The organism is Acidovorax sp. LjRoot38, assembly GCF_964252975.1.
GTDB lineage: Bacteria > Pseudomonadota > Gammaproteobacteria > Burkholderiales > Burkholderiaceae_C > Acidovorax > Acidovorax facilis.
This window is the reverse complement of the sequence record NZ_CAXUPT020000017.1, coordinates 30,722-57,078: the sequence shown is the minus strand read 5'-3', so window position 1 is coordinate 57,078 and position 26,357 is coordinate 30,722. Positions and strand designations below refer to the sequence as shown.

General features: G+C 61.9%; 25 protein-coding genes and 3 tRNA genes. 16 read left to right on the top strand and 12 right to left on the bottom strand.

The window, feature by feature from the left end; all coding sequences use genetic code 11:
• The first annotated feature begins 5 nt into the window (after positions 1-5).
• From ACSQ22_RS23105 to ACSQ22_RS23070, 8 genes are all read left to right on the top strand, one after another.
• Positions 6-620 (top strand): HupE/UreJ family protein, encoded by a 615-nt coding sequence (locus tag ACSQ22_RS23105; RefSeq protein ID WP_436131669.1) that lies wholly within the window; start codon positions 6-8, stop codon positions 618-620.
• A gap of 25 nt (positions 621-645) precedes the next feature.
• Positions 646-951 carry an urease subunit beta gene (locus tag ACSQ22_RS23100; protein WP_436131668.1) on the top strand — a complete coding sequence of 102 codons (306 nt, stop codon included), beginning with the start codon at positions 646-648 and terminating at the stop codon, positions 949-951.
• 112 nt (positions 952-1,063) lie between these two features.
• Positions 1,064-2,782, top strand: a complete 1,719-nt coding sequence (gene ureC / locus ACSQ22_RS23095) for an urease subunit alpha (protein ID WP_218298662.1) — start codon at positions 1,064-1,066, stop codon at positions 2,780-2,782.
• A gap of 12 nt (positions 2,783-2,794) precedes the next feature.
• On the top strand, positions 2,795-3,283 hold the full coding sequence (locus ACSQ22_RS23090) for a GNAT family N-acetyltransferase (protein WP_121507379.1): 489 nt from the start codon (positions 2,795-2,797) through the stop codon (positions 3,281-3,283).
• 70 nt (positions 3,284-3,353) lie between these two features.
• On the top strand, positions 3,354-3,968 hold the full coding sequence (gene ureE / locus ACSQ22_RS23085) for an urease accessory protein UreE (RefSeq protein WP_436131667.1): 615 nt from the start codon (positions 3,354-3,356) through the stop codon (positions 3,966-3,968).
• Between the two features lie 11 nt (positions 3,969-3,979).
• The gene (locus ACSQ22_RS23080) at positions 3,980-4,690 is read left to right on the top strand and encodes an urease accessory protein UreF (RefSeq protein WP_436131666.1); all 711 of its coding nucleotides are present in this window, start codon (positions 3,980-3,982) and stop codon (positions 4,688-4,690) included.
• 50 nt (positions 4,691-4,740) lie between these two features.
• Positions 4,741-5,418 carry an urease accessory protein UreG gene (gene ureG, locus ACSQ22_RS23075; protein ID WP_176888578.1) on the top strand — a complete coding sequence of 226 codons (678 nt, stop codon included), beginning with the start codon at positions 4,741-4,743 and terminating at the stop codon, positions 5,416-5,418.
• 19 nt (positions 5,419-5,437) lie between these two features.
• Positions 5,438-5,525: transfer RNA gene (locus ACSQ22_RS23070), tRNA-Ser, on the top strand.
• A gap of 603 nt (positions 5,526-6,128) precedes the next feature.
• On the opposite strand, the gene ACSQ22_RS23065 is transcribed toward ACSQ22_RS23070, so the two are convergent.
• Positions 6,129-7,880, bottom strand: a complete 1,752-nt coding sequence (locus tag ACSQ22_RS23065; protein ID WP_228898688.1) for a GGDEF domain-containing protein — start codon at positions 7,878-7,880, stop codon at positions 6,129-6,131.
• 317 nt (positions 7,881-8,197) lie between these two features.
• Between ACSQ22_RS23065 and ACSQ22_RS23060 the strand changes: the two genes are divergently transcribed.
• On the top strand, positions 8,198-8,527 hold the full coding sequence (locus tag ACSQ22_RS23060) for an I78 family peptidase inhibitor (RefSeq protein ID WP_082437489.1): 330 nt from the start codon (positions 8,198-8,200) through the stop codon (positions 8,525-8,527).
• A gap of 79 nt (positions 8,528-8,606) precedes the next feature.
• Here the strand turns inward: ACSQ22_RS23060 and hemW are convergent, their stop codons facing one another.
• From hemW to ACSQ22_RS23035, 5 genes are all read right to left on the bottom strand, one after another.
• Positions 8,607-9,866, bottom strand: coding sequence for a radical SAM family heme chaperone HemW (gene hemW / locus ACSQ22_RS23055; RefSeq protein WP_436131665.1), 1,260 nt, complete (start codon positions 9,864-9,866; stop codon positions 8,607-8,609).
• Between the two features lie 16 nt (positions 9,867-9,882).
• Positions 9,883-10,482, bottom strand: coding sequence for an RdgB/HAM1 family non-canonical purine NTP pyrophosphatase (rdgB, locus tag ACSQ22_RS23050; RefSeq protein ID WP_182118292.1), 600 nt, complete (start codon positions 10,480-10,482; stop codon positions 9,883-9,885).
• 68 nt (positions 10,483-10,550) lie between these two features.
• Positions 10,551-11,285 (bottom strand): ribonuclease PH, encoded by a 735-nt coding sequence (gene rph / locus ACSQ22_RS23045; protein ID WP_436131664.1) that lies wholly within the window; start codon positions 11,283-11,285, stop codon positions 10,551-10,553.
• Between the two features lie 203 nt (positions 11,286-11,488).
• Positions 11,489-12,391, bottom strand: coding sequence for a PP2C family protein-serine/threonine phosphatase (locus ACSQ22_RS23040; RefSeq protein ID WP_431152021.1), 903 nt, complete (start codon positions 12,389-12,391; stop codon positions 11,489-11,491).
• Positions 12,392-12,419: 28 nt separating this feature from the next.
• On the bottom strand, positions 12,420-13,436 hold the full coding sequence (locus ACSQ22_RS23035) for a serine/threonine protein kinase (protein ID WP_008905072.1): 1,017 nt from the start codon (positions 13,434-13,436) through the stop codon (positions 12,420-12,422).
• Between the two features lie 75 nt (positions 13,437-13,511).
• On the opposite strand from ACSQ22_RS23035, the gene ACSQ22_RS23030 reads away from it, so the two are divergent.
• From ACSQ22_RS23030 to ACSQ22_RS23015, 4 genes are all read left to right on the top strand, one after another.
• Positions 13,512-14,429 (top strand): YicC/YloC family endoribonuclease, encoded by a 918-nt coding sequence (locus ACSQ22_RS23030; RefSeq protein ID WP_121422508.1) that lies wholly within the window; start codon positions 13,512-13,514, stop codon positions 14,427-14,429.
• 36 nt (positions 14,430-14,465) lie between these two features.
• Positions 14,466-15,086 (top strand): guanylate kinase, encoded by a 621-nt coding sequence (gmk, locus tag ACSQ22_RS23025; RefSeq protein WP_055399040.1) that lies wholly within the window; start codon positions 14,466-14,468, stop codon positions 15,084-15,086.
• A 17-nt stretch (positions 15,087-15,103) separates the two neighbouring features.
• Positions 15,104-15,307 carry a DNA-directed RNA polymerase subunit omega gene (rpoZ, locus tag ACSQ22_RS23020; RefSeq protein WP_005794722.1) on the top strand — a complete coding sequence of 68 codons (204 nt, stop codon included), beginning with the start codon at positions 15,104-15,106 and terminating at the stop codon, positions 15,305-15,307.
• 96 nt (positions 15,308-15,403) lie between these two features.
• Positions 15,404-17,686 (top strand): RelA/SpoT family protein, encoded by a 2,283-nt coding sequence (locus ACSQ22_RS23015; protein ID WP_055399042.1) that lies wholly within the window; start codon positions 15,404-15,406, stop codon positions 17,684-17,686.
• Positions 17,687-17,757: 71 nt separating this feature from the next.
• On the opposite strand, the gene greB is transcribed toward ACSQ22_RS23015, so the two are convergent.
• The 4 genes from greB to hrcA form a co-directional block, all read right to left on the bottom strand.
• Positions 17,758-18,324: a transcription elongation factor GreB gene (greB, locus tag ACSQ22_RS23010; RefSeq protein ID WP_176888572.1), complete on the bottom strand. Its 567-nt coding sequence runs from the start codon at positions 18,322-18,324 to the stop codon at positions 17,758-17,760.
• Positions 18,325-18,402: 78 nt separating this feature from the next.
• Positions 18,403-18,479 (bottom strand) — tRNA-Arg (locus ACSQ22_RS23005).
• A gap of 205 nt (positions 18,480-18,684) precedes the next feature.
• Positions 18,685-18,761: transfer RNA gene (locus tag ACSQ22_RS23000), tRNA-Ile, on the bottom strand.
• Positions 18,762-18,812: 51 nt separating this feature from the next.
• The gene (gene hrcA / locus ACSQ22_RS22995) at positions 18,813-19,817 is read right to left on the bottom strand and encodes a heat-inducible transcriptional repressor HrcA (protein ID WP_055399047.1); all 1,005 of its coding nucleotides are present in this window, start codon (positions 19,815-19,817) and stop codon (positions 18,813-18,815) included.
• 28 nt (positions 19,818-19,845) lie between these two features.
• Between hrcA and ACSQ22_RS22990 the strand changes: the two genes are divergently transcribed.
• The 3 genes from ACSQ22_RS22990 to rapZ are packed head-to-tail and all read left to right on the top strand — an operon-like array spanning position 19,846 to position 23,278.
• The gene (locus ACSQ22_RS22990) at positions 19,846-20,742 is read left to right on the top strand and encodes an NAD kinase (protein ID WP_436131663.1); all 897 of its coding nucleotides are present in this window, start codon (positions 19,846-19,848) and stop codon (positions 20,740-20,742) included.
• A 2-nt stretch (positions 20,743-20,744) separates the two neighbouring features.
• Positions 20,745-22,415, top strand: coding sequence for a DNA repair protein RecN (gene recN, locus ACSQ22_RS22985; RefSeq protein WP_436131662.1), 1,671 nt, complete (start codon positions 20,745-20,747; stop codon positions 22,413-22,415).
• On the top strand, positions 22,415-23,278 hold the full coding sequence (gene rapZ, locus ACSQ22_RS22980; protein ID WP_436131661.1) for an RNase adapter RapZ: 864 nt from the start codon (positions 22,415-22,417) through the stop codon (positions 23,276-23,278). The genes recN and rapZ overlap by 1 nt, the downstream gene beginning before the upstream one ends.
• A 27-nt stretch (positions 23,279-23,305) precedes the next feature.
• On the opposite strand, the gene mutY is transcribed toward rapZ, so the two are convergent.
• The gene (gene mutY / locus ACSQ22_RS22975; RefSeq protein ID WP_436131660.1) at positions 23,306-24,376 is read right to left on the bottom strand and encodes an A/G-specific adenine glycosylase; all 1,071 of its coding nucleotides are present in this window, start codon (positions 24,374-24,376) and stop codon (positions 23,306-23,308) included.
• Entirely contained in the window at positions 24,373-26,334 is a 1,962-nt protein-coding gene (locus ACSQ22_RS22970) for a dynamin family protein (RefSeq protein ID WP_055399056.1), read from the bottom strand. The genes mutY and ACSQ22_RS22970 overlap by 4 nt, the downstream gene beginning before the upstream one ends.
• Positions 26,335-26,357: the final 23 nt, after the last annotated feature.

Here is a 26,357-nt window from a genome sequence, read left to right as displayed (position 1 = left end):
CCCCCATGCGCATCGCACTCTCACACCGCCACACAGCCGCTCTCCTTTTCATAGCTGCCAGCGCAATCAGCACATGCGCCAACGCCCATACAGGCGCTGAATCCCACATCCACAACAGTTTCTTCAGCGGCCTTGCCCACCCCCTGTTCGGCCTGGACCACCTGGCCGCCATGGTGGCCGTGGGCCTGTGGAGCGCCCTGGCCGCGCGCAGCGCCGGGCGCGAACTGCTATGGGGCCCCGTGGGCTTTGCGGCCATGCAGCTGGTGGGCGCCGTGCTGGGCCTGCAGGGCGTGGCGCTGCCTGCTGTGGAGCCGATGATTGCTGCGTCGCTGCTGGTCACAGGCCTGCTGGTCGTGTCGCGCCTGCGCGTGCCCGGACTGGTGGCGGCGCTGGGTGTGGGCGTGTTCGCTGTCTTCCACGGCGTGGCCCATGGCTACGAACTGGCAGGCAGCGACAGCGCCTGGCAAACCCTTGCGGGCATGCTGACTGCCACCATGCTGCTGCATGGCACGGGCCTCGCGGCGGGCTGGGCACTGCGCCACCGCCATGTGTGGCTGGCGCGCGCCGCAGGTGCGGGCGTGGCGGTGTTCGGTGGTGCGCTGCTCGCGCAAATGGCCTGACCCGTTGACCCACCAGGAGCACGCAATGATCCCAGGCGAACTCTTCACCGAACCCGGCGAACACCCGCTCAACACCGGCCGCCACACCCTCACGCTGGTGGTGCGCAACACCGGCGACCGACCCATTCAGGTCGGTTCGCACTACCACTTTGCCGAAACCAACAACGCGCTGGGTTTTGACCGCGCGGCTGCGCGCGGCATGCGGCTGAACATTGCGTCGGGCACCGCCGTGCGCTTTGAGCCCGGCCAGGAGCGCACCGTGGAGCTGGTGGATTACGCCGGCGACCGCCGCGTGTTCGGCTTTCAGGGCCTCACGCAGGGTGCGCTCTAGCACTGAACCGCCAAGATTTGAGCCAAATTGGCCTCTAGCGCTTTATAGATAAGCGCTAGCAGCTATTAAAACAATAGTATTTATCGCCCACCGGAAAGCGGAGCACCCCACCATGGCAACCATTGGACGACGCGCCTACGCCGAAATGTTTGGCCCCACCGTGGGCGACCGCGTGCGCCTGGCCGACACCGAACTCATTCTCGAAGTCGAAGCCGATCACACGCTGCGCGCAGGCAGCTACGGCGAAGAGGTGAAGTTTGGCGGCGGCAAGACCATTCGCGACGGCATGGCACAAAGCCAGCGCAGCAACGCCCAGGGGGCGGTGGACACGGTGCTGACCAATGCCCTCGTTGTGGACCACACCGGCATCTTCAAGGCCGACATCGGCTTGCGCGCAGGCCGCATCGCATCCATCGGCAAGGCCGGCAACCCCGACACCCAGCCCGGCGTTGACATCATCATCGGCCCCGGCACCGAGGTCATCAGCTGCGAGGGCAACATCGTCACCGCAGGCGGCATCGACAGCCACATCCACTTCATCTGCCCGCAGCAGATCGAAGAGGCCCTGGCCAGCGGCGTGACCACCATGCTGGGCGGCGGCACCGGCCCCGCCACGGGCACGCTAGCCACCACCTGCACCTCAGGCCCCTTCAACATGGAGCGCATGCTGCAGGCGGCCGACGCTTTCCCGATGAACCTGGGCTTTCTCGGCAAAGGCAACGCCAGCCTGCCCGATGCCCTGCATGAGCAGATCAACGCAGGCGCCATCGGCCTCAAGCTGCACGAAGACTGGGGCACCACGCCGTCGGCCATCAGCAACTGCCTGGACGTGGCCGAAGAAACCGACACGCAGGTGGCCATCCACAGCGACACGCTCAACGAATCGGGCTTTGTGGAGAACACCATTGCCGCCGTAGGTGGGCGCGGCATCTGCGCCTTCCACACCGAAGGCGCGGGCGGCGGCCATGCCCCCGACATCCTGCGCGTGGTGGGCGAGGACAACTTCCTGCCCAGCTCCACCAACCCCACCATGCCGTACACGCACAACACGCTCGACGAGCATGTGGACATGCTCATGGTGTGCCACCACCTCGATGCCAGCATTGCCGAGGACCTGGCCTTTGCCGAAAGCCGCATCCGCAAGGAGACGATTGCCGCGGAAGACATCCTGCACGACCTGGGCGCCATCAGCATGATGTCCAGCGACAGCCAGGCCATGGGCCGCGTGGGCGAAGTCATCCTGCGCACCTGGCAAACCGCGCACAAGATGAAGGTGCAGCGCGGCAGCCTGCAAGGTGACACCGCCCGCAACGACAACACGCGCATCAAGCGCTACGTGGCCAAATACACCATCAACCCCGCCATTGCGCACGGCATCAGCCATGAAGTGGGTTCGCTCGAAGTGGGCAAATGGGCCGACATCGTCATCTGGAAGCCCGCATTCTTTGGCGTGAAGCCCGCGCTCATCTTGAAGGGTGGCCTCATCGCCATGGCGGCGATGGGCGACCCGAACGCCTCCATCCCCACGCCCCAGCCCGTGCACTACCGGCCGATGTTTGGCGCGTTTGGCGGAGCGATTGCCAAGACCTCCCTCACCTTTGTCTCGCAGGCAGGTTTGGCGGCGGGCATCGGTGAGCGCTTCGGCCTGCGCAAAACGCTGAGCGCGGTGCGCAACATCCGCAGCGTGCGCAAGCAGCACATGGTGCATAACAGCTACACGCCCAAGATGGAAATCGACGCGCAGACTTATTCGGTACGCGCAGATGGGCAGCTGCTCACTTGCGAGCCCGCCACCGTGCTGCCCATGGCGCAGCGCTACTTTTTGTTCTGAGGCCCACGTCCCATGAGCGCCGTATTGCAAGACCTGATGATCCGCCTGGACGACCTGAGCGACCCGCGCATTGAAGCCTTCATGCAAGAGCACCTGGTGGACATGCGCGCCGTTTCACCGCCTGAAAGCGTGCACGCGCTGGACATGGACCAGCTGCGCCAGCCGAACATCGCGTTCTGGTCTGCCTGGCTGACCGGAGCGGATGGCGACATGCTGGTGGGCACGGGCGCGCTCAAGCGGCTCGATGCCGGCCACGCTGAACTCAAATCCATGCGCACCAGCACCCGCCATCGCGGCCGGGGCATTGCGCGCCAGCTGCTGAACCATTTGCTGCAAGAGGCCCGTGCACGCGGCTTTGCCCGCGTGAGCCTGGAGACGGGTACGCAACCGTTCTTCGAGCCCGCGCGGCAGCTCTACCTGCAGAACGGCTTCGTCGAATGCGGCCCTTTTGCCGACTACTGCCTCGACCCTTACAGCTTCTTCATGACCCGTACGCTGTAAACAAACGCGCTGCCCAGGGTTGAGCCCCTGGCACACAATGCACGTTTGCCCGCTGCAACAAAGAACCTCCATGATCCAAGCCTCCAAACTGATCCCCCAAGGCAAGGGCCTTGCGCCCGTACTGGTCAAGCGAGCCACCACCATCGAACTGGACTGGGACGTGCGCCAGAAAAGCCGCTTTGCCGCCACCGACTCCGCCGGGCGCGAGCTGGGCATCTTCCTGCCGCGCGGCACGCTGGTGCGTGGCGGTGACGTGCTGGTGGCCGAAGACGGCTCCATGGTCCGCGTCATCGCCGCACCGCAGCCCGTGCAGGTCATCACGCACTGCACACAGCACGGCACCCCCTTCGACCTGACCCGCGCCGCCTACCACCTGGGCAACCGGCACGTGCCCATCGAGCTGCAGCCCGGCCACCTCAAGATCGAGCCTGACCACGTGCTGGCCGACATGCTGCGCGCGATGCACCTGATCGTGAACGAGCAAAACCTGCCGTTCGAACCCGAAGGCGGTGCCTATGCGGCGGGACACGGTGGCGGGCACCACCACCATGGTGGGCACGATCACAGCCATGATCACAGCCACGCAGCAGCAAACACCACAGCCCCAGGCCCCGGGCGCACCGTGTCCATCCCCGTGGTGGCCCAGGGGCATGTGCACGGCCCCCACTGCAACCACGACCACTGACTCCCCGCTCCATGCGCCTGGACCGCCCCGCGCCCCTGCCCGCCGCCAGCTTCCTGCAGCTGATGTGGCTGGCCTCCCCCGCGTTGCCCGTGGGCGGGTTCTCGTATTCCGAAGGGCTGGAAAGCGCCATTGAAAACGCGGGCCTCGCCAGCGAAACCGCCGTGGGCGACTGGCTGCTGGACCAGTTGCACATCACGCAGGCGCGCGGCGACATGGCCCTCATCGCCAAAGCAGCAGGCGCCTGGCGCCGCGCCGACTGGGCGCACGTGCGCGAACTCAACGACTGGGTGCTACACACCCGCGAAACCAGCGAAATGCGGCTACAGACCGAGCAGATGGGCCGGTCGATGACCGACTGGCTGCGCAACCAGCACCAGGGTAACGAAGAGTCCCTGCCCGCCATCCGCCACCTGGCCGCCCTGCCCCCCACATACCCCGTGGCATTTGCACTGGCCGCCTCCACCACCCAGGCGCCCGTGCGCGATGTTCTGCTGGCCTACGCCTTCGGCTGGGCCGAAAACATGGTGCAGGCCGCCCTCAAATCCATGCAGCTGGGCCAAAGCGCAGGCCAGCGCATCCTCGCAAAACTGGCCGATGCCATACCTGCCGCCGCCGACCACGCCATGGGCCTGATGGATAGCGAGCGCCAGGCCTTCTCGCCGATGCTGGCCATCCTGAGCGCCCAGCACGAAGTGCAATATTCAAGACTTTTTCGTTCCTAGCGCTTGCAAATACTGCGCCAGCAGCTACTTATTTGATAGCAAAAAACGCCATGACCAACACACTGCACCACATCCCGAACCGCACCAAAAACCTGCCCCCGCTGCGCGTCGGCATCGGCGGCCCCGTGGGCTCCGGCAAGACCACGCTGCTGGAAATGCTGTGCAAGACCATGCGCGATGAATACGACCTCATCGCCATCACCAACGACATCTACACCAAGGAAGACCAGCGCCTGCTGACAGTGAGCGGTGCCCTGCCCGCCGAACGCATCCTGGGTGTGGAAACCGGCGGCTGCCCCCACACCGCCATCCGCGAAGATTGCTCCATCAACCTCGAAGCCATCGACCGCATGCTGGGCGAGTTCCCCAACGCCGACATCGTGTTTGTAGAAAGTGGCGGCGACAACCTGGCCGCCACCTTCAGCCCTGAGCTCTCGGACCTCACCATCTACGTGATCGACGTGGCCGCCGGCGAGAAAATCCCCCGCAAAGGCGGCCCCGGCATCACCAAGAGCGATCTGTTCATCATCAACAAGACCGACCTGGCCCCCCACGTGGGCGCCAACCTGGACGTGATGCACGCCGACACCACCCGCATGCGCACCAACGCCCAGGGCCTCAAGCCGTTTGTGATGACCAATCTCAAAACCCTGGCAGGCGTGGCCGATGTGGTGAAGTTCATCGAGACCCGGGGCATGCTGAAAAAATCAGCACCCGCAGTCGGCTAGAATTCGCGCCTTCCCTCCCGGAGACTTGGGTGAGTGGTTTAAACCAGCAGTCTTGAAAACTGCCGACGGGCAACCGTCCGTGAGTTCGAATCTCACAGTCTCCGCCAAAACATCCAACACAACGGGCCTTCACGGCCCGTTGTGCTTTGTGCCCCACCACCCTACCCGCCGTCAGTGGCGGCCTTCGGGCAAGCCAGAAGCATGGGGCGAAATGGGTGTCAGATCTTCTGGTCGGCACACCTCCTCACTGCCGGCCAATCGGACCCACAGGCCCGTTCTTCGGATGATGACGTAGTCCACGCTGACACGTCGGCCCTTGTAGATGAATTGCGCCCCGGGCTTGTACAGAATCATTCTGGTTTTGTAATCAATAGCGGTGGCCCCACGATGACACCCCACCTGGCTGTGAATGATGCAGCCCCCTAGCGCAACGTGCAGAGGATGGGGTCAAAGAACCCAGTATTCACCTGCTCATTCATGACAAGCCCCATGTCTTGCGGTTAGCGGTGCAGGCACTGGCAGGACGGGAAACGGGCAAAAAAAAGCCCGCTGGGTGCGGGCTGAACACTTGCTTGTGCAAGCGGGAGGGATGTCGACGGGGTATCGACGGACAAATAGTAGGCCGCCCCGTGACCGAGGTGTGTAGGACATCTTCGACTTTCGAAGGACGTCTTCCAAGCCCGCTGACCCGGCGCATGCACGCTGGGCGGTCACGCACCATAAATCCGCACACAACCGCGCCCAGAGGCTTTCGCCAGGTACATCGCGGAATCGGCCTTGCGCAGCAGCTCTTCGGCGTTCGTGGCGTCGGCAGACGACATCACGATGCCTACAGAGGCTCCGATCTGGATGAAATGCGATTCAATTTCCGTCGGCTGGGCAATGGCCTGCACCAGACGCTCGCCCAGCCGAAGAGCGCTGTCGCGGTCAGAGACGCCACGCTGCAGCAGGGCAAATTCGTCGCCCCCCAGCCGCGCCACCACGTCGTTTTCGCGCGCCGCCTGGGCGAGCTGCCGGGCCACCCACGCCAGCAATTGGTCGCCCACAGCATGTCCGAAGCGGTCGTTGATGGGCTTGAAGCCGTCCAGGTCCACATACAACACGGCAAAGCCCTGGCCCTGGCGCCGCGCATCGGGCACCGCCGCCTGAAGGGTTTGCAGGAAGGCCGAGCGGTTCAGCAACCCCGTGAGTCCATCGTGTTCGGCAACATGCCGTATGCGGTGCTCGGCCTGTTTGCGCTGGGTCACGTCGGTGAAGGTGCGCAGCGCACCTCCACCTTTGATGGGCACGGTCTGGACCTCCAGGATGCGCCCGTCGGGCCGGGGGCGGTCATAGACCTGCTGCTGATCGACCCCGCCGTCACTGTTCAGCAGCATGTCTTGGATCTCTTGCGAGGCCCCGTCAAACTCGCCCCGTGCGCGCAGGTAGGCCAGCACATTCACCAGCGAGGGCTTGGAGGCCATCAGTTCGACGGGCAAATCCAGCAGCTCTAGCGCGCGGCGATTGCACAGCTCCACAATGCCCGTGGCACTGATCTTGGCCACGCCCTGGTCCATGTTTTCCAACGTGGCTTCCAGCAGGATGGACTTCTCACGCAGTTGCGCCTCGCTGTCGCGGGCACTGCGCTCGGCCTGGGCAAGCCGACGCTGCTGGCGCTTGAACTCGGTGATATCCACATGTGCATAGAACACGGTCCCGTCCAAACCCTGCTTGGCGATCACGCGGCTCCAGCGGTTGCGGGGCAAGGGCACCTCAAACGGTGCGCCTGCAAATCGCATGTGTTCGTGCAGGATGGTGAGCCCCTCATAAAAGGGCGCCATGTCACCCGGCCCATCCGCAGCCCAGGCCCCCCGGTAAATGTCCTCAAAGCTCAGGCCCGTTGCAGCGGCGCGATCAACAAGGCTGTACATCTGCATGAACGGCTCGTTGACCCATTGAATGCGCTGGTCCTCCCCACAGATCATCAAGCCATCGGGAATGCGGTCAAAAAGCTCTGTACTTTCCACCATGGGGCTGCGCGGATAGCCGGGCTCGTGGATGTTGGCATCGCCCACCTTGTCCAGCTTTTCCTGTTCTTGTGGACTTTGCACCGCCTCTGCACGCCAGACCCGCACGCGCCCTACCCCGGCGATCGGCAACGACGATACGTGGACCCGCAGGCCCCGGTGCTCAAAGCTGTAGGGGCGCGTCTGTGCGCGGTGCCGCTCCACGCCTGCCGCGATGTAGCGGTCGATATTGGGCAGCTCCTGCGCATCCAGCCGCTCGGTGTAAAAGCGCCGCAGATTGGCGTGGTAGGGCTCGCCCACGTAGACATGCCCCTCATGCTCCGGGAAGAACTTGAAGAACGTACGGTTCCATGCGAGCGTGCAATCGTTTTCGTCAAACGCGCACAAGGCGACGTCCAGACCATCCAGGGTGTCGCCGAGAGAGTGGATGAGGCTGAAGATGGGATCGTCGGACATGGTGGTTCGGGGATGCACAAACTCGGTTGCCAGAAGCCCGTGCGCTCCACACTGGCCCCGGTGTTCTGCCTACCCAGTGCGGGGCGCAGACCACCAACAGTCCATTGTGCGGACAGGGCCTTACGGCAAACCATCGCCGGGCACCCTTCGTGCAATGGAGGCGCGCTGCCTGTCGCATTCAGTCAACATTTTCTTGACCCTCATCAAGTCATCCAACCAGCTGGAGGGACAACCGCCCTCCCCCCGTGTTACGCGTGGACACCCGCGCTCACAGGGCTTCCGGTATGGTGAGGGTCTTGTTTTCTGGAGCCTCACCCATGACGAAAATCCCTTTTGGCATCTCTGGCAGCCTGGTGGTTGCGGCGCTGATGACGGGTTGCGCCAGCCAAGGCCAGCCCCCGGCCCCCTCTGGCAGCCCGGCGCCGGCAGAGCCCGCGCCAGGCGGCCTGTGCAACGCCCAGCCGGCCCAGTCGGCGGTGGGGCAGAACAGCACGGCATCGGTGGTGGAACTGGCCCGGGTGCGGTCGGGCGCACAAATGGCCCGCGTCCTGCGCCCCGGCCAGATCATCACCAAGGAATTCAATGCCCAGCGGCTCAACCTGGAGGTGGATGCCAACGGCCGCATTGTGGCGGTGCGCTGCGGCTGACCACGCGGGGACGGTGCGCTGCACACAGCGCCAACCATAGGCAGGTGCGGCGGCGCCACGGCATCAGCGGTAGCCCCGGTCAGTCCGCCAGGAACAGCTCCTGCAGGTCGCTCAGAAAATCAAAGCCCCGCTCTGTCGGGCGCACATGGGTCAGGTCGCGCTCGATCAAACCTTTGCTTTCGGCCGCCTTCAACCCCTTGGCGATGGTGGTCAGCGGCAAACCCGTGCGATCCATGAAATCCTGCAGCGCAAAACCACCGCGCAGGCGCAGGGCGTTGAGCATGTATTCAAACGGAAGTTCGGCCCGGCGCACGTCTTCATCCTGCGCCACAGCCCTGCCGACCAGGGCGTTGTCCATGTAGCGGCCTGGGTCGCGAAAGCGCACCTGGCGCACCACGCGGTGCGCAAAACTGAGTTTGCTGTGTGCGCCCGCGCCAATGCCCAGGTAATCGCCAAACTGCCAGTAGTTGGTGTTGTGGAAACACTGGTGGCCGGGCTGCGCATAGGCCGATATTTCGTAGCGCGCCATGCCCGCCTGGCCCGTCATCTCGGTGATGCGGTCCAGCATGGCATAGGCCTGGTCGTCCTCGGGGATGGCTGGCGGAAACTTGGCGAAGTAGGTGTTGGGCTCGATGGTGAGGTGGTAGATGGAGATGTGCGGCGGCTTGAAGGCCAATGCCGTCAACATGTCCTGCTCCAGCTCCTGCGGCGTCTGGCCCGGCAACGCGTACATGATGTCGAGGTTGTAGGTGTCAAACGACGCGGCAGCCTCTTCCACCGCCGCCAAGGCCTGGCTGCTGTCATGCACACGGCCCAGGGCCTTGAGGTGCTGGTCGTTGAAGCTTTGCACCCCCACCGACAGGCGCGTGACGCCCGCCGCCCGGAAGGCGCGGAAGCGGTCTTTCTCGAACGTGCCGGGGTTGGCCTCCAAGGTGATCTCGCAGTCGGGCGCAAGGAGCAGGCGGGCGCGGATGTCGCCGATCAGCCGGTCAATGGCGGCTGGTGAAAACAGGCTGGGCGTGCCCCCACCGATAAAGATGCTGTGCACCGTGCGGCCCCAGATGAGCGGCAGCGCGGCTTCCAGGTCGGCCATCAGCGCGTCGATGTAGCGCTGCTCGGGCACCCCTGCATTGCCCGCCGCATCGCTGCCACCTTCGCGGTACTCATGCGAGTTGAAGTCGCAGTACGGGCATTTCTTGAGGCACCACGGCAGGTGCACATACAGAGACAACGGTGGCAGGCTGGGCAGCTGCAGCAGGCCGGGGCGCATGTAGTGCTGGATGTCGCGCACCACGGCGGGTTCGGCCTCAGCCTGCGGCGTGATCGGGATGTGGGCCACGTTCTTGTCGTCCCTTCTACAGCCAGCGTTCGCGCATCAGCGCCAGCATCTGCGCGGCCGAGCGGCCCCGGTGGCTGTGGGCGTTCTTCACTTCCACAGGCAGCTCGGCAAAGGTCTTGCCGAATTCGGGGATAAACATCACGGGGTCGAAACCAAATCCGTTGCTGCCCCGGGGTTCGGTGGTGATCTCGCCCACCACCCGGCCCACGGCAATCAGCGGCTCAGGGTCTTGCGGGCTGCGCACGGCAACCAGGGTGCTGACCATGGCGGCGCGGCGGTTGGCGACGCCCTGCAGCTGCTCCAGCAGGGCGCGCACATTGTTGTCGTCGCTTTTCTCGTAGCCAAACTGGGTGCAGTAGTAGGCGGTATCGACGCCCGGCAGGCCGCCAAAGGCATCCACACACATACCGGCGTCATCCGCCAAGGCGGGCAGGCCGGTGTGGGCCGAGGCAAAGCGGGCTTTGGCCAAGGCATTCTCCACAAAGGTGCGAAATGGCTCTTCGGCCTCACCCACGCCCAAGTCGGCCTGGCGAACCAGCTCGACCCCGAGTGGCGCGAACATGGACTGCAGCTCGGCCAGCTTGCCACGGTTGTTGGATGCTAGAACGATTTTCATGATTCAAATTGGCATCTAGCGCTTATCCAGCAAGCGCAAGTAGCTATCAATTAGTGAGTATCAACGGGTTACGGGGTTTGCAGCAGCGCCCGCTGCTGCAACTGCACCAGCTCTGCGATGCCTTTTTCGGCCAGCGCGAGCAGCTGGTCCATCTCCGTCCGGGTAAACGCCACGCCTTCGGCCGTGCCCTGCACTTCCACAAAGTGGCCTGCGCCCGTCATCACGACGTTCATGTCGGTGTCGCAGTCCACGTCTTCCACATATTCCAGGTCCAGCAGCGGCGTGCCCTGCACGATGCCGACCGAGATGGCGGCCACGGGCTGCACCAGGGGGGACTGCGTGATCTTGCCGCTGGCCAGCAGCTGGTTAACCGCATCCTGCGCCGCGACCCAGGCGCCGGTAATGGCGGCGGTGCGGGTTCCGCCATCGGCCTGGATCACGTCGCAATCGAGCTGGATGGTGCGCTCGCCCAGCAGCTTGAGGTCAAACACCGCGCGCAGGCTGCGACCGATGAGGCGCTGGATCTCTTGCGTGCGGCCGGTCTGCTTGCCGCGCGCGGCCTCGCGGTCGCTGCGGCTGTGGGTGGCACGCGGCAGCATGCCGTATTCGGCCGTGACCCAGCCCTCGCCGCTGCCGCGCTTGTGGGGCGGCACGCGCTCTTCCACCGAAGCGGTGCAAAGCACTTTGGTGTTGCCGAACTCGATCAGCACCGAACCTTCGGCATGCATGGTGTAGCGGCGGGTGATGCGCACGGGGCGCAGCTGGTGGGCGGCTCGGTCGCCGGTGCGGGTGAAGGTGGTCATAGAATTTTCAGTAGAAAAATGGGCGTGCCTCATGCATGACCAAAGGCTCGCCCGAAACGCGCGGCCGAGGCCAGCGATCGCCGTGCGAGGGCCGCCCAGGCTGCGTAGCTGCGTCTCCCTTGCGTGCACTGGCAGTGTCCCTTTTCCCGAATCGCACAGCGATTCGAGAGAAGGGGGAAGACGCGCAGCGACTCAGGGGGGTGTCATGCTTTCCGTGCGGCCGAGCGGCGAATGGCTTCGTTGATTTCGGCGATGGACCGCTCGATGGCGGCATCGTCCAGGTCATCCACCAGGCCATCGAGTGGCCCTGCCTGGATAGTGGACGCAAATACGTCGTCGCTGATGCTGTCGGTCGAGACGCCCTGGGTGGATTCGAACGCGTCGGGCGTCTCCCACTCCAGAGCGATCACGGTCACGTTGTCGCTGCTGTCCCCCGCCTTGCGCAGTGCGTCTTCCACCAGCTCGGGCACAGCATGCGACACGGTGTTGCGGCCGAGTTGGGTGGAAATCTCCTCGTCGCTGAGGGTGCCCCACAGCCCATCCGAACACAGCAAAATGCGGTCGCCCTGCTCCAGGTAAACCGGGCCGGTGATGTCATAGATGGGCTTGGTGGGCGAGCCCAGGCAGGTGAACAGCACGTTGCGGTTGATGCGCTCCAGGCCCGGCGGTGGGGAGTTGCGCAGCTCCATGTAGGAATGGTCGCGGGTGCGTGTGAGCAAATCACCGTCGCGCACCATGTACAGCCGCGAATCGCCACAATGCACCCAAGTGGCCGTGCCGCCCTGCAAAACCGCTGCCACCAGCGTGGTGCGCGGCGTGTCGAGCATGCCCTTGTCGGTGGCGTAGCGCAGGATCTGGTGGTGCGCCGCCAGCAGCGCGCCCGACAGAAACTCCTGCACATCCTTGAGCTGCGGCTTGGCTTGGCGCTGGAACAAAGCCGAGATGGTCTGCAGTGCAATCTGTGCAGCCACTTCGCCTTCCGGGTGGCCACCCATGCCGTCGGCCAACACAAACAGGCCCGATTCGCGCGTGTAGCAATAGCCCATGCGGTCTTCGTTCTTCTCGCGGCCACCACGGCGGCTGATCTGGAAAACCGAGAATTTCATAGCGACTCACGCAAAGAGGGCTTCGGGTTCATTTGGGTTTGGCTCCGATACCGGTGGCTTCACCCACCTTTTGCACATTCTTCTTGGTGTCGGACACCAGGGTGTCGAGCTGCAGGCGCATCTTCTCGGCCACCGTCAGTTTGGTGTAGCGGCGCTCGCCCTCGCGGCTCAGTTCCTTTTGCAGCGCAAACACCGACTGCGGGCGCGACAGCGGATCGAGCGCCATGCACCATTCCACCACCTCGATGAGGTTGTCGGAGTACACGCCACGCAGCTTGGTCAAGGCCAGCGAGAGGCGGTCCTTTTCGATGCGCTGGGGCGCCTCGTTGGGCGGAAAGCCTTGCATGCAGGCGTAGATGCAGGCACCAATCGCGTAAATATCGGTCCAGGGGCCCATGGACGAATCGCGCCGGTACATCTCGGGAGCGGCAAAGCCGGGCGTGTACATCGGGCGGATGAAATTGCCCTCTTTGGACAGCACTTCACGCGCAGCGCCAAAGTCGATCATCACGGCCTTGTTGTCGTCGGTGATGAAGATGTTGGCCGGCTTGATATCAAGATGCAGCATCTTGTGCTGGTGCACGATGCGCAGCCCGCGCAGCACCTCGTCGAACAGCGAGCGGATGGTGGATTCGCGGAAGACCTTCTGTGTTTTCAGGTCGCGCGCGGTGATGATGAAGTCCTGCAGGGTCGCACCCTCCAGGTAGTTCATCACCATGTAGACGGTTTCGTTCTCGCGGAAGAAGTTGAGCACGCTCACCACAGAGGCGTGCGAGATCTGGGCCAGCGCCCGGCCTTCTTCAAAGAAGCTCTTGAGCCCCAGGCGGTAGAGCGAGAGTTTTTCGGACTGCACCTTGGGCAGCAGCTCGCCCGGTGCACGCGTGGCCAGCGACGAAGGAAGGTATTCCTTGATGGCGACCTGTTGCCCTTCGGCATCCAGGGCCAGATAGACCACACCAAAGCCGCCAGAAGACAACCGGCGCACCACGCGGTAGCCGCCAATTGCGGTATCGGGCGGCAAAGGAGCCGGCTTGATTTTTGACATATTTTGCGAAGATGACTCGGGGGTGGAGCGGAACCCGGATAATCGCCGGATCGCAAGCAACCATCAAAAAGTCCAATGCCAGTTTACAGCATGACCGGATACGCCAGCGCACAGCATGGCGCATCTGCCACTGGCGCTGAAAACGACACCCGCGCGCCCCAATCACGCAGACTGGGGCTGGAAATCCGCTCGGTCAACAGCCGCTTCCTGGACCTTTCGTTCCGCCTCCCCGATGAACTGCGTGCCATGGAGCCCGCGCTGCGCAGCCTGCTGACCGCCCGCCTCAAGCGCGGCAAGGTTGAAGTCCGCGCCGCCCTGGAAAACGAGGACAGCAACACCCTGCAAGACCCGCCCGCGCGGCTGCTGCAACGGCTCAATTCTTTGCAAGATTCCGTCAAGGCATGGCTGCCGACCGCGGCGCCCCTCACGGTAGCCGACGCCCTGCGCCTGTGCGCCAACGCCCCATCGGGCTCTGAAGACTGGAGCGATGCCGTTCCTGCTTTGGCCGAAGAAGCCCTGACCGCCCTGATGGCCGCCCGCGAACGGGAGGGCAAGCGCCTGGCCACCATGCTGCTGGACCGGGTCAAGCAATTGCGCGCCCTGGCCGAACAGGCCGTCCCCATGGTGCCGCTGCTGGTCGAGCAACAGCGACTGCGCTTCATGGAGCGCTGGAAGGAAGCCATGGCGCTGACCGACGGTGCCACCCTGCCCGAGGCCGCCCGCGACCGCGCGCTGACCGAGGCTACGGCGTTCGCCATCCGCATTGATGTGGCGGAGGAAATCACCCGGCTGGACTCCCACCTGGACGAGATCGAACGCCTGCTCAAGAAGGGCGGCGAGGTGGGCAAGCGCCTGGACTTCCTGATCCAGGAACTCCACCGCGAGGCCAATACGCTGGGCTCCAAATCTGCCGCTCTTGACCTGACCCGCATCAGCGTGGACATGAAAGTGCTGATAGAGCAGATGCGTGAGCAAGTACAGAACATCGAATAACACTCATTTTTTGATAGCGCCTGGCGCACATCAACTATGGACTATCCAGGAAATCTCATCGTAGTGGCAGCCCCCAGCGGCGCAGGCAAATCCAGCCTGGTCAAGGCCTTGCTGGAACTGGACTCCCACGTCCACCTGTCGATCTCCCACACCACCCGCGCTCCGCGCGGGCAGGAAAAGCACGGCCGCGACTACTACTTTGCATCGCAATCCGAGTTTGATGCCATGGTGGAAGGCAACGCCTTCGTGGAGTGGGCGCATGTACATGGCAATCGCTACGGCACCTCCAAAAAGGCGATCGAGGAGCGCATTGCCCAAGGCTCGGACGTGATCCTGGAAATCGACTTTCAAGGCGCACTGCAGATCAAGGAAGCCTTCGCGAATGCCATCCTCGTGTTCATCCTGCCCCCCAGCTGGGAAGAACTGCGTTCGCGCCTGGAACGACGGGGCGAAGACTCCCCCGATGTCATCGAAGTCCGTCTCAAGAACGCGGCTACCGAGATGGCCCAGGTGAGCAAATTTGACTTCGTTATAATCAATGAGTTGTTTGAGCGCGCGCTTTTCGACCTGAAAGCCGTAGTTCACGCTCAGCGACTCAAGTACGCCGCCCAGCGCCGCGCCCGTGCTGACACCTTCCAGTCGCTCAATATCACCTGAATCCCCGGAGTAAAACGATGGCACGCATCACCGTAGAAGACTGTCTGGAAAAGATCCCCAACCGCTTCCAGCTCGTGTTGGCCGCCACGTACCGTGCCCGCATGCTGAGCCAGGGCCACGCCCCCCGCATCGAAAGCCGCAACAAGCCTGCCGTGACCGCCCTGCGCGAAATCGCAGAAGGCAAGGTTGGCCTGGAAATGCTCAAGAAGGTTCCTGGTTGAGCTTCTTCCTGGGCGCAGCCCGCAAAGAGCACCGCGACAGCGGTGCTTTTTTTTGCCCCAAAGTCTCCTGATGCGCTCCCGCGCTACATTTAAGGCATGAACGCGGTGCTCAACTCACCTTCTGCAACGCAAGCCCGCCCCGGCGAAGTACCAACGGCGGGAACTTTGTCGGCAGCCGCAGCGGCAGCCAATGCGGCTGCGGCCAGCTTTGCTGCGCTGACAGACAGCCTCGACTACCTGGACGCGACCAGCATCGAACAGGTGCGCCAAGCCTATCGCTTCGCTGACGAGGCCCACCTGGGTCAGTTGCGCAACAGCGGTGAGCCCTACATCACGCACCCCATTGCCGTGGCTGCACAGTGCGCCACCTGGAAATTGGACGCCCAGGCGCTGATGGCCGCACTGCTGCACGATGCCATGGAAGACTGTGGCGTCACCAAAGCAGACCTGATAGACCGCTTTGGCGCCCCCGTGGCTGAACTGGTAGATGGGCTGACCAAGCTCGACAAGCTGCAGTTCAACACCCGCGAAGAGAACCAGGCCGAGTCTTTCCGCAAGATGCTGCTGGCCATGGCGCGCGACGTGCGCGTCATCCTCATCAAGCTGGCGGACCGCACGCACAACATGCGCACGCTGTCGGACATGCCGCGCAGCAAATGGGGCCGCATCTCCTCGGAGACGCTGGAGATCTATGCACCCATTGCCCACCGCCTGGGCCTTAACCAGACTTACCGGGAATTGCAGGATCTGGCCTTTCGGCACCTGCACCCATGGCGCTACGCCACGCTATCCAAGGCAGTCAACAAATCACGCAACCGCAGGCGCGATCTGGTGCAAAAGGTTCAGGCCGAGGTGGACACCGCCTTCTCCAAGATCGGTATGAAGGTCCGCCTTGCCGGCCGCGAGAAAACGCTGTATGCCATCTACCAGAAGATGGACCTCAAGCACCTGAGTTTTGCCCAGGTCACCGATATTTACGGATTCAGGGTGATCGTACCCACGGTGACAGACTGCTACACCGCCCTGGGCGTGCTCCACCAGATGTACAAGCCGGTTCCTGGCAAGTTCAAGGACCACATCGCCATCGCCAAGCTCAATGGCTACCAATCCCTGCACACCACCTTGGTGGGCCCTTCCGGCGTGAACATCGAATTCCAGATGCGTACGGACGAGATGCATGTCATCGCCGAGGCTGGTGTGGCCGCTCACTGGTTGTACAAGGCGCAGGACGGCGATGGCACATCGGCCGAGCGACTAGGGACCAAGTGGCTGCAGTCCCTGCTGGACATCCAGAACGAGACCCGCGATGCCGCCGAGTTCTGGGACCATGTCAAGGTGGACCTGTTCCCGGACGCTGTCTACGTTTTCACCCCCAAGAGCCAGATCATGGCCCTGCCTCGCGGAGCTACCGTGGTGGACTTTGCCTACGCCATCCACAGCAATGTTGGCGACCGCACCACGGCGGCAAAAATCAACAATGAGCAAGTGCCCCTGCGCACCGAACTCAAGAATGGCGATGTGGTGGAGATCATCACAGCCCCGGTATCCACGCCCAACCCGGCCTGGCTGGGTTTTGTGCGCACGGGCCGCGCACGCTCCAAGATCCGGCACTACCTGAAAACGTTGGCACAGACCGAATCTGAAGGCCTGGGCGAGAAGCTGCTGACCCAGGCCATCCGGGCGGAAGGCCTGGAGCAGCTCCCTCCCCAGGACGCAGAGACCCAACCGATGTGGGACAAACTGCTGCGCTTTACAGGAAACCGCACCCGCAGCGAACTGATGACGGACCTGGGCCTGGGCAAACGCATCGCCAGCATCGTGGCCAAGCGACTCATGGTGCTGATGTCCGAACACGGCCATCGCCCTGATGCGCTGCTCATGACACGGGAGCGCTACACATCCCACGAGACGCTTTCGCAAGGAGCGGTAACTCTGGATGGCAGCGAAAATGCCTCGGTGCAGTACGCATCCTGCTGCCGCCCCGTCCCTGGCGACAGCATCGTGGGCTATCTGGGCCGTGGCGAGGGCTTGGTGGTTCACAACGCCCACTGCACGGTGGCCAAGCGGCTGCAGCACAAGGACAGCGAGCGCTTCATCGCGGTGGACTGGTCGGACGAGCCCACGCGCATGTTCGAAACCGGGGTCGTGGTGACTGTCACCAACGGCAAAGGTGTGCTCGCCCGCGTGGCCGCTGAACTGGCCAATTCAGAAGCTGACATCACCCATGTGGATATGGATGACGAGGCGGCCCTCGACACCACGGACTTGCGCTTTATTGTGGCGGTGCGAGATCAGACCCACCTCGAAACCGCACTGCGCAACCTGCGGCGCACCCAGGCCGTCATTCGCGCTGCACGCATCACCCCGCAGGCCACGTAAGCACTTCACAGCGCTGAGCAGCGCCATCAACCCAAGCATGGCTTAGCGTAAAGCGGTGTTGTAGCCCCTGCTCAGTCCGCATGTGCGGCGCGCTGCGGATACTGCACTGCCACCACTTCAAGGCTTCGCACGCCTCCTGGCGTAGGCAGCAGCACCTCGTCACCCACATGGGCCTTCAAGAGCGCACGTGCCACTGGCGAGATCCAGCTCACCTGCGATTCTCGGCTGTCTGCCTCATCGATGCCCATGATGGTGATCGTGCGCTCTATACCTTCGTCATCGATGTACGTGACTGTGGAGCCGAAAAACACCTGATTGCTGCCCGCATGCAGGCTGGGATCCACCACTTCGGCAATCTCGAGCCGCTTGGTGAGAAAGCGGATGCGCCGATCAATCTCTCGCAAACGCTTCTTGCCGTAGAGATAGTCGCCATTTTCAGACCGATCTCCGTTGCTGGCAGCCCAGTGCACGGCTTCGACCACTTTGGGCCGCTCGTTGTCAATCAGGTCCAGCAACTCATCACGCAGGCGCGCGTATCCTGCCGGAGTGATGTAGTTCTTGCCGCCCGCAGGCAACGCAGGCAACACCAATTCATCCTCATCGGAAGCATCGGTTTCTTTGGTAAAGGCCTTGCTCATGGAAGATCTCCTCCGTCAGCGAGAAACGCTTTGACAAATGAAAAAGCCTGCAATCTTGCGATTGCAGGCTTTAAACATTGGTGCGGCTGGCAGGAATCGAACCCACGACCCCTTGGTTCGTAGCCAAGTACTCTATCCAGCTGAGCTACAGCCGCTAAGCTTCGAATTATAGCATGATTTCTTGGCAATCCTTGAAATCAACTTTTTTACTGTTACCTGCCGCATGGGCCTGATCAGCAAAGCTCAACTCAACGCAAGCAGCAATTGTAATGCACTCCAGAGACTCCAAAAGAAGAAAGGCGCACATTGCGACAAGAAAACTGGCCGTGATCGTGATGATCGCCCATTCGAATGAATGGGTGGTAGGGCGTGTTGGACTTGAACCAACGACCAAAGGATTATGAGTCCTCTGCTCTAACCAACTGAGCTAACGCCCCAAGCCATGCTCCAGCGCTATACAACGGGGCAAGCGCCGTATTGTAGGGGCTTTACTTGCGATGGCTGAGTGCGTTGGACACCAGCTTTGATGTGATGTCCACGATCTGAATCATCCGGTCGTATGGCATGCGCGTGGGGCCGATCACGCCTAGCGTCCCGACCACTTTGCCGTCCACCTCATACGGAGCACTGACGATGGACAGCTCTTCAAAAGGCACGACATGGCTTTCGCCGCCAATGTAGATGCGCACTCCCTCGGCCTGGCTGGAGATATCCAGCAACCGCAGAATTTGGGTTTTCTGTTCGAACAGATCGAAGGCACGTCGCAAGTTGCCCATGTCGCTGGAGAAATCACTGACCGCCAGCAGGTTGCGCTCACCAGAAATCACGACCTCGTCCTGCGCTTGGGACAAAGCCTCAGACCCCACATTCACCGCAGCCTGCATGAGCGAAGCGATCTCGCCGCGCAGCACATCCACCTCAGATTTCAGGCGCTCACGCACTTGCTCCATCGCAAGCCCCGCGTAATGCGCGTTCAGAAAGTTGGAAGCCTCAATGAGTTGCGACTGGGAGTAGTCCACGTCCGTGAAGATCACGCGATTTTGAACGTCGCCCTCGGGCGAAACGATGATGACCAAAAATCTCCGCTCGGACAGCCTCAAGAACTCAATATGGCGGAACACCGATGTTCTGCGTGGTGCCATAACGACACCGACGAACTGAGAAAGATTGGATAGCAACTGGGCAGCGTTGGCGATCACCTTTTGCGGCTGTTCGGGCGCAAGCTGGGGAGGGGTCAGAGGGTCCCGCTGCACTGTCAGCATGGTGTCCACAAACAGCCGATAACCTCGTGCAGTAGGAATGCGACCGGCTGAGGTGTGGGGACTCGCGATCAGCCCTAACTCCTCCAGATCCGCCATGACGTTACGGATAGTGGCTGGAGACAAATCCAGCCCAGACGCGCGCGACAAAGTGCGGGATCCGACGGGCTGCCCATCGGCGATGTAGCGCTCGACCAGCGCTTTGAGCAACAACTTGGCACGGTCATCGAGCATGGAATGATTTTAATGATGTAATTTCGCGATGACGTCCAATTTCCGCCATGTCGCACTGATAGGCAAGTACCAAGCTTCTTCGGCGGGCTCCATCGGTGAAAGCTCCCGCCAGGCCCTGGAAGACATCGCCCATTTTCTTAAACGCCAGGGTTGCGAAGTGATGCTGGAAGCTGAGACCGCAAGCAACACCGGGCTCACACACTATCCAGTCCTGAATGTAGACGAGATAGGCAGTCGATGCGATCTGGGCCTGGTGGTCGGAGGCGATGGCACCATGCTGGGCATAGGTCGGCGGCTCGCCCGGTTTGGGACGCCCCTGATCGGCATCAACCAGGGACGGCTTGGCTTCATCACCGACATTCCTTTCGATACCTATCAGGCCACTCTGCCCCCCATGCTCCAGGGCGAATACGAGGAAGACTTGCGACCGCTGATGCACGCAACGGTCGTGCGCGACGGGCGCGTCGTCTTCGAAGCCCTCGCGATGAACGATGTCGTTGTGAACCGAGGCGCGACTTCAGGCATGGTGGAATTGCGGGTCGAGGTCGGCGGCCGATTTGTGGCGAACCAACGCGCAGACGGGCTCATCATCGCCTCACCCACAGGGTCAACGGCGTATTCGCTGTCAGCCGGTGGCCCCATGCTTCACCCCTCCATTCCTGGATGGGTGCTGGTGCCCATCGCCCCTCATACGCTCTCCAACCGACCGATTGTTCTATCGGATGCCACCGAGGTGGCGGTTGAGGTTGTGAGTGGCCGGGATGTCAGTGCCAACTTTGACATGCAGTCACTGGCCTCACTGCTACATGGTGACCGCATTCTGGTGAAAAGGTCAGAGCACTGCGTGCGGTTTCTCCATCCTCAAGGCTGGAACTACTTTGCCACCCTGCGCAAAAAATTGCGCTGGAACGAAGGGGGCTCCTGACCATGGCGCTCCGGCGGATTACCCTGCGCGATTTTGTGATCGTTCAAGCGCTTGAACTTGACCTAAGTTCCGGCTTCACCGTGCTGACGGGAGAAACAGGCGCTGGGAAATCCATCCTGATTGATGCACTGCAACTCGTTTTGGGCGCACGCTCCGATGCAGGTGTGGTTCGCGAAGGCGCTGACAAAGCGGATCTTTGCGCTGAGTTCGATTGCCCACCCCATCTCCAGCCATGGCTCGAGGACGCGGGTTTTGACATTGATGAGCTGTTGCTTTTGCGTCGGACCGTGGACTCTCAGGGCAAAAGCAGGGCTTGGATCAATGGCACCCCAGCCACTGCTGCCCAGCTGCGGACTTTGGGAGACAGCCTGCTAGACATCCACGGGCAGCATGCTTGGCAAAGCCTTACAAGACCCGACTCGGTACGCGGCCTGCTGGACGCATTTGCAGGGGTGCACACATCAGAAACCGCAGCGCTCTGGGCACAATGGCGAAAGGATCAAAAAGCCCTGGAGCAAGCACGCCTGGCCCAGGCTAATTTGCAGCAGGAAAGTGAGCGTCTGCAATGGCAGATCAACGAGGTGGACAAGCTCGCACCCATTGATGGCGAATGGGAAGAACTCGACGCACAACATAAACGCCTCTCACATGCGCAGGCGCTGCTGGAAGGGGCAGAGGGCGCCATCCAAGCCCTCCAAGATGAAGATGCTGGTGCACTGACTGGGCTTGCACGCGCGCACGATCTTCTCCAAAGCCACGAGCATATTGAGCCCGAGTTCGCACCGCTCGCAGACATCCTTTCTTCCAGCCTCGCACAAGCCAGCGACGTGCTCCACTCGCTGCAGCTGTATCTGAGGCACGTGGAAATAGATCCACAGCGTCTGGCCGAACTCGACACCCGCATTTCGCTCTGGATGACCTTGGCACGCCGTTACAAGCGCACGCCAGCAGAGCTGCCGGCTCTACACCAGAGCTGGAAGGAGGAGATGCGCCGGCTGGACGCAGCGACAGATCTGGAACGACTGGAGGCCGCCGAGGCCGCCAGTGCCAAGGCCTACCACGCGTCGGCACGCGCGCTGTCTCTGGGTCGCGCCAAAGCCGCCCCGAAACTGTCTCACGCCATTACCCAAGCCATGCAGGGCCTGGGCATGGAGGGAGGAAAATTCGAGGTTTCCATGACCAAGGCCTCCGAGCCCTCGCACCACGGTATCGATGACGTGGTATTCCTCGTCGCGGGCCATCCCGGGATGACACCGAAACCCATCGGCAAAGTCGCATCGGGCGGCGAACTCTCCCGCATTTCGCTGGCCATCGCTGTAACAACCAGTGAATTGGGTATGGCCCCCACGCTCATCTTTGATGAAGTGGACTCTGGCGTAGGGGGGGCGGTGGCTGAAACAGTGGGGCGGCTGATGCAGCAGCTTGGCAGCGACCGTCAGGTGCTCGCGGTCACCCACCTGCCGCAGGTGGCGGCTTGCGCACACCACCACCTCAAGGTGGCCAAACGCAAGAGCCCGAATGGCACCACCAGCGCCGTATCGACGGTACAGGGCGAGAACCGTGTGGCAGAAATTGCCCGCATGCTGGGCGGCGAACGATCCACCCAGACTACGCTCGCCCACGCGAGCGAGATGCTGGATCTCGCGGCCGTTGCACGAGAAGGACATGGCTGATGGCACTTGAAATCGTTTTGATCACGGGTATGTCGGGATCAGGAAAGTCCGTGGCGCTGCATGCGCTGGAGGACGCAGGGTATTACTGCGTAGACAACCTGCCCCCAGAACTGCTGCCAGCTTTTGTGGCGCTGGAACACCGTCACCACGGCAACCGCGTTGCTATCGCGATGGATGTTAGAAGTGCCACCTCATTGCATCAGGTTCCACAGGAGCTGAGTCGGCTCAGGAGCGAGGGCGTTTCGGTGCAATCGGTTTTCCTCGACGCCACCATCGATACGCTTGTCAGGCGTTTCTCAGAAACACGCAGGCGCCACCCGCTGTCGCACGACGATCTCCAACAGGGTCGAAAAGCGCTCGTGCAGATTATCGAGCTGGAGCGCGAGCTGCTGGCGGAACTGCGAGAACAGTCGCATGTGATCGACACAAGCACCATACGGGCTTCACAGCTCCAAAGCTACGTGAAGAGTTTGCTTGTCACCACCCGGGGACAGATGACCCTGGTATTCCAGTCTTTTGCATTCAAGCGTGGCATACCGATGGACGCTGACTACGTCTTTGATGTGCGAATGTTGCCGAACCCACACTATGAACCTGCGCTGCGGGATCTGACGGGGCTGGACGAACCTGTCGCCCATTTCCTGCGCCAGCAACCCGATGTGTCGCTGATGCAGGCGCATATCGAGCAATTTCTCGCGCACTGGCTAGAAATCCTTGACCGGAACCACCGCAGTTATGTCACGGTCGCGGTAGGCTGCACTGGCGGCCAGCACCGCTCGGTCTACTTGGTGGAACGACTAGCCGATGTTTTGAGCAGCCGCTGGGCAACCCTGAAGAGACACCGAGAGCTGGACGGACGCTGATATCTACGCAACAAAGCCCGGGCACTCTCACCGCAACTGGGCTTGGGTCGAATCAAGCAGCTTGCGGATGGGGGCGGGCAGGCCGATAGAGGACCACTCATTGACCCCAAACCACGCCCCTTCTTCAGTGGGCTGATCTGGAATCTCCCCCGTGACCAACACGGGGTGAAGATGCAAATCCCTGTGTGTCAGCACATGGAGAAATGGCTGGAGTTCGTTGCAGGCAATGCGAGAAGCATCACCTAAGAATTTGACATATCCGTTCAAAGAGACGCCGTCGGCGAAGACCGGCACACAATGCATGCCAGCCCATATCCCAGCAGAGGGGCGACGTTGCAACCACACCTGGCCAGCAGAATTTCGAAGTACCAGAAGCTGCCAAGACTCAGACCGGCGTGCCAGCTTGCGCGTCTTGACGGGGTAGCGTTGTGGATCTCCGTCTTTGAATGCTACACAGCGGCCCACCAAAGGACACCGGTCACAGCGTGGCAATCGTGGCGTACAAATCGACGCTCCCAGATCCATAAGTCCCTGGGTATATCGGGGCATGGCCGTAAGCAGATTTTTCTGCGGCAGCAATGACTCCGCCTCCTTCCACAGCAGACGCTCGTTCCCCGACGACGCGAGGTCCTTTTCAAAGCCGAGCAAGCGCGTCAAAACCCTGCGCACGTTGGCATCAAGAATAGGCACGCGTTCCGAGAAACAGAATGCGGCAATCGCTCCAGCGGTGGAGCGACCAATCCCCGGCAAGGTAGCCAGCATCTCGGCGGTGCGAGGAAAGGCGCCTCCGTGCTCTGCCACAACCTGCTGGGCGCAGCGATGCAGGTTGCGGGCCCGGGTGTAGTAGCCCAGCCCGCTCCAGAGACCCATCACTTCATCCTGCTCTGCCTGCGACAGGGCCACTACGTCGGGAAAACGCTCCAGAAAGCGCGCGTAGTAGTCAAGTACCGTAGTAACCTGCGTTTGCTGCAGCATGATCTCGGACAGCCAGACCCGGTACGGATCGCGCGTCTGTTGCCAAGGCAGGTGATTGCGGCCATGAGACGCCTGCCATGCGACCACGAGCCCAGCCACATCCTCCCGCCCGCCGCCGCTCATGCAGATACCAGATGGCTACCCGATGTCACGGAGTCAAGACCGGGCAGAGCAACAAGCTGAGAGGTCAGCTCCTGCAGCCTTTGCTCCAGTTGGACCAACTCATCCTCACTCGCTTCAATTTCAGCAATGCGCTCCACCAAACCGCTGGCAGCCTGCTGGATGCGATCCACAGCCTCGATGCGACGCGCAAAACTACGGCGACGCTCACGCAGCTGCGCATCCAGTTGGGCCGTAGCAGATTTGCTCCACAGTTCAAGATCGTTCGCGGCCGATTCGTACACGGTGCGCAAACGCATGGCAAGAGCCCGGACCAGACGTTCCGCAAACTCGGGCTGGGCCAGCTTGAGCGCATTACCCATGCCGAGGTACTGGAGATGGCTCTGTTCGATCTGATTGAGATCGTGCGTAAAGTGCTCCAGCTGCGGAGGCGAGGGGACCTGCAGAGAAAAGCCGAACTCGGCATTGAGTTGCCTGAAGGTGCCACCCAACATGGCCTGAATCTCAGTGCCTGACGCTTGTGCTTTGTCCAGCGTACCGCGCAACTTGTCGAAAGTCTGAAGATAGATTTTCTTCACACCCAGCTTGAGCCCTTTTTGCTGCAGGGTCTGTGCCAATTCCGAAAGCTCGACTTTGAGCGCCTTGGCTCCCAACTGCTGAAATACATCTCGAAGCAGCTTCAGATGGACCGCACGCACCGCCTGGATTTTAGAAGTGCTCAGGTCAAACTCCCGCTGTTCCTGTTCGATGCGGTGCCGCATCGATTCGATCACAGACGCATTCTTGCCGCGCAAGCTTCGCAATTCGGCCATCTGGTCGTCAAGATCTCGGCGTCGGATATTGATGACCCGAGAAGTCTCAGTGCGCAAACTGGCCACGCCGTTGGCCACAGCCGCCCGCAAAATAGACTGCCGCCGCCCCATGATTCCTTTGGCCAGCGCCTCTTCCAGAACAGGCAGGCCGCTGGTCTCCAGCAGCAGATCATCAGCAGTGATCTTGGCGACCAACCCTTTCTGCGCAGACACGGGCACAACCCTGTCCAACGGAACACCCAGCATTTCTGCAGACGTACTGCACTGGCGCTCCATCTGCGCCTGCACCTGCTCTGCAGAATTGAGCGTGTCCCACAAGGTGTCTATCTTGTTGAGCACCACCAGCCGGGCATCCATGCTGTCCGCCGAAATGGCCAGGTGCTCGCGCCAGATGGACAAATCAGAGCGGGTAACTCCGGTGTCAGCGCTCAGAATGAAGACCACCGCATGCGCCTGCGGAATCAGGTTGACGGTAAGTTCAGGCTCAGCGCCCACGGCATTCAGCCCTGGTGTGTCCAGAATCACCAGCCCCTGTTTCAGCAAAGGATGGGGAATATTGATGAGGGCGTGGCGCCACATGGGCACCTCCACCAAGCCCTGGGCATCAGGCACAGGGTTTTCATCGGTCAGATCATCGTGCCAAAAGCCCAATGCCCGCGCGTTGTCCAGGCTGACCTTTCGTACTTCGGCCACCTTTTCGAGCGCCTTGGCAATCTGGTCCGCGTTTCCGACATCCAGGGGGATCTCCTGCCACCGGTCCGTTTTAACCCGCCACTCCGCTAGGCTCTGCATCTGCAGTCGGGTTTCAATGGGCAGCAGCCGAAGGCTGGGCGCCACGCTGGCATCGTACCCAAGTTCGGTGGGGCACATGGTGGTGCGCCCTGCACTCGCAGGCATGATGCGGCGGCCATAGTCTGCAAAGAAGATCGCGTTGATCAACTCAGATTTGCCGCGCGAAAATTCGGCAACAAACGCCACCATGACCTTGTCGCTGCGAACCTGCTCCTCCAGGCGTTGCAGCCGCTCCTGGACGGCTGCGTCCATGAGTTCGTGCGAGGACATCCACTCGGCCAGCCGCTTGAGTTGCTGGGCGAACTCACGCCGCCAGGCACCATGCTGGTCGAACTGTTCGTTGAATGAAGGTCCCACTTTGCTCCCAGAGATCTAAGAAT

Bases quoted from the DNA above. Each gene is read 5' to 3' on its own strand.
- ureG (WP_176888578.1), top strand. From the start codon at position 4,741: ATGACCAACACACTGCACCACATCCCGAACCGCACCAAAAACCTGCCC.
- ureC (WP_218298662.1), top strand. From the start codon at position 1,064: ATGGCAACCATTGGACGACGCGCCTACGCCGAAATGTTTGGCCCCACC.
- ACSQ22_RS23040 (WP_431152021.1), bottom strand. From the start codon at position 12,391: ATGAAATTCTCGGTTTTCCAGATCAGCCGCCGTGGTGGCCGCGAGAAG.
- ACSQ22_RS23090 (WP_121507379.1), top strand. From the start codon at position 2,795: ATGAGCGCCGTATTGCAAGACCTGATGATCCGCCTGGACGACCTGAGC.
- rph (WP_436131664.1), bottom strand. From the start codon at position 11,285: ATGACCACCTTCACCCGCACCGGCGACCGAGCCGCCCACCAGCTGCGC.
- rdgB (WP_182118292.1), bottom strand. From the start codon at position 10,482: ATGAAAATCGTTCTAGCATCCAACAACCGTGGCAAGCTGGCCGAGCTG.
- ACSQ22_RS23030 (WP_121422508.1), top strand. From the start codon at position 13,512: ATGCCAGTTTACAGCATGACCGGATACGCCAGCGCACAGCATGGCGCA.
- greB (WP_176888572.1), bottom strand. From the start codon at position 18,324: ATGAGCAAGGCCTTTACCAAAGAAACCGATGCTTCCGATGAGGATGAA.
- ACSQ22_RS23015 (WP_055399042.1), top strand. From the start codon at position 15,404: ATGAACGCGGTGCTCAACTCACCTTCTGCAACGCAAGCCCGCCCCGGC.
- rpoZ (WP_005794722.1), top strand. From the start codon at position 15,104: ATGGCACGCATCACCGTAGAAGACTGTCTGGAAAAGATCCCCAACCGC.
- ACSQ22_RS23100 (WP_436131668.1), top strand. From the start codon at position 646: ATGATCCCAGGCGAACTCTTCACCGAACCCGGCGAACACCCGCTCAAC.
- ACSQ22_RS22990 (WP_436131663.1), top strand. From the start codon at position 19,846: ATGACGTCCAATTTCCGCCATGTCGCACTGATAGGCAAGTACCAAGCT.
- recN (WP_436131662.1), top strand. From the start codon at position 20,745: ATGGCGCTCCGGCGGATTACCCTGCGCGATTTTGTGATCGTTCAAGCG.
- ACSQ22_RS23060 (WP_082437489.1), top strand. From the start codon at position 8,198: ATGACGAAAATCCCTTTTGGCATCTCTGGCAGCCTGGTGGTTGCGGCG.
- hrcA (WP_055399047.1), bottom strand. From the start codon at position 19,817: ATGCTCGATGACCGTGCCAAGTTGTTGCTCAAAGCGCTGGTCGAGCGC.
- mutY (WP_436131660.1), bottom strand. From the start codon at position 24,376: ATGAGCGGCGGCGGGCGGGAGGATGTGGCTGGGCTCGTGGTCGCATGG.
- ACSQ22_RS23105 (WP_436131669.1), top strand. From the start codon at position 6: ATGCGCATCGCACTCTCACACCGCCACACAGCCGCTCTCCTTTTCATA.
- ACSQ22_RS23035 (WP_008905072.1), bottom strand. From the start codon at position 13,436: ATGTCAAAAATCAAGCCGGCTCCTTTGCCGCCCGATACCGCAATTGGC.
- gmk (WP_055399040.1), top strand. From the start codon at position 14,466: ATGGACTATCCAGGAAATCTCATCGTAGTGGCAGCCCCCAGCGGCGCA.
- ACSQ22_RS23080 (WP_436131666.1), top strand. From the start codon at position 3,980: ATGCGCCTGGACCGCCCCGCGCCCCTGCCCGCCGCCAGCTTCCTGCAG.
- ureE (WP_436131667.1), top strand. From the start codon at position 3,354: ATGATCCAAGCCTCCAAACTGATCCCCCAAGGCAAGGGCCTTGCGCCC.
- ACSQ22_RS23065 (WP_228898688.1), bottom strand. From the start codon at position 7,880: ATGTCCGACGATCCCATCTTCAGCCTCATCCACTCTCTCGGCGACACC.
- rapZ (WP_436131661.1), top strand. From the start codon at position 22,415: ATGGCACTTGAAATCGTTTTGATCACGGGTATGTCGGGATCAGGAAAG.